General features: G+C 75.5%; 3 protein-coding genes and 1 pseudogene. 3 read left to right on the top strand and 1 reads right to left on the bottom strand.

What is annotated here, in order from left to right:
• The first annotated feature begins 265 nt into the window (after window positions 1-265).
• Complete coding sequence (locus MXD57_RS31065; RefSeq protein WP_250405553.1) at window positions 266-1207, top strand: hypothetical protein; 942 nt, start codon at window positions 266-268, stop codon at window positions 1205-1207.
• Here the strand turns inward: MXD57_RS31065 and MXD57_RS31060 are convergent.
• Window positions 1107-2453: an aminotransferase-like domain-containing protein gene (locus tag MXD57_RS31060; protein ID WP_250405554.1), complete on the bottom strand. Its 1347-nt coding sequence runs from the start codon at window positions 2451-2453 to the stop codon at window positions 1107-1109. The two genes, MXD57_RS31065 and MXD57_RS31060, sit on opposite strands and share 101 nt — an antisense overlap.
• A gap of 88 nt (window positions 2454-2541) precedes the next feature.
• Between MXD57_RS31060 and MXD57_RS31055 the strand changes: the two genes are divergently transcribed.
• Both MXD57_RS31055 and MXD57_RS31050 read left to right on the top strand, forming a co-directional pair.
• Window positions 2542-3345, top strand: a complete 804-nt coding sequence (locus MXD57_RS31055; protein ID WP_250405552.1) for an alpha/beta fold hydrolase — start codon at window positions 2542-2544, stop codon at window positions 3343-3345.
• 216 nt (window positions 3346-3561) lie between these two features.
• Window positions 3562-4094: pseudogene (locus tag MXD57_RS31050) on the top strand (VWA domain-containing protein); the annotation flags it as partial.

Raw genomic sequence — 4094 nt, 5'->3', positions numbered from 1 at the left:
GCCCCGGCCGGTCCTCCGGCCGGGGCCCACTCACTCCCCTGTGCATCCCTTCCTCACCGGTCGCCGGGCCCGCCTTCCCACGTCCCGGCGCCACCCCAACCCAGGAAACACCCGTTCGGGTGAACCCTCCACCGGAGGGCGGATCCCGGGTTCCGGTGGAGGGCGGCCCGGGAGGTGGTCCGGTGTGGGCCGTTCGGCCGCGCTCCGTCCCCCGAATGCGGGCGCCCCGCTCGCGCACCGGGGCGCGCGGCTCTTGCCTTGAAGGGTGCCCCCACGCCTCAGGAGCGCCCTGTCGGCCGCCCTGATCGCCGTGTCCTGCCTCCTCGTGCCGTTCGGCGCGCTGGCGGCCTGGGCGGCGTACGGACTCGCCGACACCGGCAGGTACGTCACCGCGATGGCCCCGCTCGCCGCCGACCCCGACGTGCGGGAAGCCGTCGCGGAGACCGTCGGGGACGGCATCCTGCGCGAGGTGGACCAGCGGATGCACGTCCGCCCGCTGCAGGGGTCGGTCGCCCCGTTCGTCCACGAGGCGGTGCGCTCCTTCACCCAGACCAGGGCCTTCCGGACGGCCTGGGACACCGGCAACCGGGTCACCCACGACGCGGTCCTGCGCGCCCTGCGCGAGGACGCAACCGGCGGTGGCACGGGCGAGGGCCCGGTCACCGTCGACCTCGCCCCCGTCACCGCCCAGGTCAAGCAGCAGCTCACCGACGACCACATCGCGCTGGCCGCGCGCATCCCGGTGAAGCACACCGCGGTGCCCGTGCTGGCGGCGCACGAGGTGGCCCCGCTGCGGAAGGGATTCCACGTGCTCGAAGTCGCCGGTTTCTGGTGCCCGGTCGCGGCCCTGGTCTTCGCGGTCGCCGGTATCGCCCTGGCCGTCCACCGCCGGCGGGCGGTCGTGGCGACCGCGCTCGGCACGGCGCTGGGCGGCGGGCTGCTCGACCTCGCCCTCGTCGTCGGTCGCGGCCTCACCCTCGACGGCCTGGCCGAGGGCGTGTCCCACCCGGCCGCGGGAGCGGTCTACGACGCCCTGACCGGCACCCTGCGCACGGCCTCCTGGCTGCTGATGGGCCTCGGTCTGGTGGTGGCCCTCACCGCCCTGCTCAGCCGCAGGCTGCGGCCGGCCCGCCCCGCGCGACGCCGGCGAGGGTCCGCAGGGCCCGCGCGAGCTCAGGCTCAGGAGCCGACCCGAGCCCGAGTCTGACCGCGTCCGTCGTACGGCTCGGATCCACCCGGAAGGCCGTCCCCGCGGTCACCGCGATGCCGTGCTCCCGCGCCGCCGCGGTGAAGGTGTCCGCCCGCCAGGGCGGGGGCAGCCGCCACCAGGCGAAGTAGGCGGCCGGGTCGGACCGTACGTCGAAGCCCGCCAGTTCGTCGGCGACCAGCCGCTGCCGGCGCGCGGCGTCCCGCCGCTTGGCGGCGACCAGCCGCGCCACGGTCCCGTCACCGGTCCATCGCACGGCCGCCTCCAGCGCGAAGGAGCCGGCGCTCCAGCCCCCGGACCTGATGGCGCGGGCCACCGCCCCGGCCCGCCCGGCCGGCACGGAGACGAACCCCGCGGTGAGCCCCGGAGCGACCCGCTTGGACAGCCCGTCGACCAGGTGCACGAGGTCGGGGGCGAACGCGGCGAGCGGCGGCGGCCCGGCCGGCCGCAGGAAGGACCAGATCCGGTCCTCCACGACCGGTATCCCCAGGCTGTGGACGACATCGGCCACCCGCGCCAGGCGCTCGGCGTCCATGGTCAGCGCGGTCGGGTTGTGCAGGGTGGGCTGGAGGTAGAGGGCGGAGAGCGGGGCGGCGCGGTGGGCCGCCGCGACCGACTCGGCGAGCGGCCCGCCGCCGTCGGCCTCGAGCGGGACGAGGACACAACCGAGCCGCGCCGCGATCTCCTTGACCAGCGGATACGTCAGCGGCTCCACACCGACCCGGCCACCCGGCCGGACCAGGGAGGCGAGGGTGGCGGCGATGGCCTGGCGGGCGTTTCCGGTGAAGAGCAGCCCCGCCGGGTCGGGTCGCCAGCCGTCCGTGGCCAGCAGTGCGCCGATCGCCTCCCGCGCCGCTCGCGTGCCGGCGGCCGCGGCGGGCCGCAGCGCCCCGGTCAGCGCGTCCGGCCGCAGCAGCGACGCGAGCGCGGGGGCGAGCAGCTCGGGCTGGCCGGGCGCGGACGGGTAGTTCAGCTCCAGGTTCACCGGCGGGCCGGCCGCCGCCTCGGTCAGCGCCCGCCCCGGCTGCGCGTCCGGCTCGGTGGCCCGCACGAAGGTGCCGCGCCCGACCTCGCCCACCACCAGGCCCCGGCGCACGAGTTCGGCGTACACCCGGCCCGCGGTGGAGGCCGCGATCCCGTGCCGCCTGGCGAACGCCCGCTGCGGCGGCAGCCGTTGCCCCGGGCGGAGCCGCCCGGACCCGATGTCACCGGCGATCCGGTCGGCGATGCGCCGGTAGTCCCCCACAAGTCCTCCTGCCACGGCACGCGTTGGATTGCACCGAGGGCAAAGATTCTATTGCACCGAGCAGAGCGCCGACCCTAGGGTCGATCACATGCCCCCCTTCCTCGCATACGATGACAAAAACCCCGGACCGTCCGCCCGGACCCCGCTCGTCCTCGTCCACGGCCACCCCTTCGACCGCACGATGTGGGCGCCGCAGCTCGCCGCGTTCTGCACCGGTCGCCGGGTGGTCGCCCCCGATCTGCGCGGCTACGGCGCCTCCCCGGTGACCCCCGGCACCGTCCCGCTCTCCCGCCATGCCCGTGACATCGAGGAACTGCTCGACCACCTGGGGGTGGGCACCTTCGTGCTGGCCGGGCTGTCGATGGGCGGCCAGATCGCCATGGAGTGCTACGACCGCTTCGGCGCCCGCGTACGCGGCCTGGTCCTCGCGGACACCTTCCCCGCCCCCGAGACCCCCGAGGGCAGACGGGGCCGGAGCGCGCTGGCCGCCCGGCTGCTCGCCGAGGGCATGCGCGGCTACGCCGACGAGGTGCTGGAGCGGATGGTCGCCCCCTACGCCGATCCCGGCGTCAAGGCCCATGTGCACCGCATGATGACGGCCACCTCGCCGGAGGGCGCCGCGGCGGCCCTGCGCGGCCGCGCCGAACGCCCCGACTACCGTCCGCTGCTGACCCGGGTCACGGTGCCGGCGCTGGTCGTGGTGGGCGCCGACGACACCTTCACACCGGTCGCCGACGCGGAGGACATGCACGCGCTGCTGCCCGACTCCGCACTGCACGTGTCCGAGGGCGCCGCCCACATGCCGAACCTGGAGCGGCCGGAGGAGTTCAACGGGGTACTGGGGGGATTCCTGGCCCGGGTGGACGCCACCCCCGTAGGCTCGGCCGGGTGACCGGTCCACCCGGAAGCGGACCGGGCACCTGGTGCGCGGTACCGCTGCCCGCCCGGGCCGGCGTGGCGCCCGACTGCCGGACGGCGGGCGTCGACGGCGCCGACGTCACGCTTCTCGGCTCGACCAGAGACCGAAAAGCAACCCGGGGCCGCTAACCTTACGTGTCCGTCCTGGCCAGGGATTAACGGGTACCAACTCACGCAAAGGGTTGCGCACATGGGCATTCTCACTCTCCTGCGGAACGCATTCGGCCGGGGGCGCAAGGCGCGCACCGCCGAAGCAGAGGGTGCGGACCGAGGTCCGTCGCGGGAACCGGAGCCGACGACCACCGACCCGGCCCCGACCGCCCAGGTCCCCGAGCCCCGCACGTCGTCCCCCGACGAACACGATCTGGTCTCGGCAGCCTTCGACAGCATCACGGTCCCCAGGCAGCCCACCGACCGCACCCCGGAACCGGAACTGGTCATCGACCTGACCCCGGAGCCGGCGCCGACGCCGGAGGAGCCGGGCACGGAAGAGGAGCCGGCCACGGCCGCGGCTGAGCCGACCGGGGCCACGGCCGACTCCGGAACGAAGACCGAGCCGACGCCGACCGAGACGGCGAACGCGACAGAGCCCGAGCCGGAGCCGACGGCACAGGCCGAGCCCGAGCCGGAGCCGAAGACGGAAACGGAGCCGACCGAAGCCAAGGCAGAGGCCGAGCCCGAAGCGGAGCTGACCGAAACCAAGGCAGAGGCCGAGCCCGAAGC

It is taken from the genome of Streptomyces cellostaticus (genome assembly GCF_023630175.1).
Lineage (GTDB): Bacteria > Actinomycetota > Actinomycetes > Streptomycetales > Streptomycetaceae > Streptomyces > Streptomyces cellostaticus_A.
This window is presented reverse-complemented; position numbering and strand designations above follow the sequence as displayed.

What these genes read in the sequence shown, in the direction of transcription:
- MXD57_RS31055 (WP_250405552.1), top strand. Translation starts at nt 2,542, where the DNA reads ATGCCCCCCTTCCTCGCATACGATGACAAAAACCCCGGACCGTCCGCC.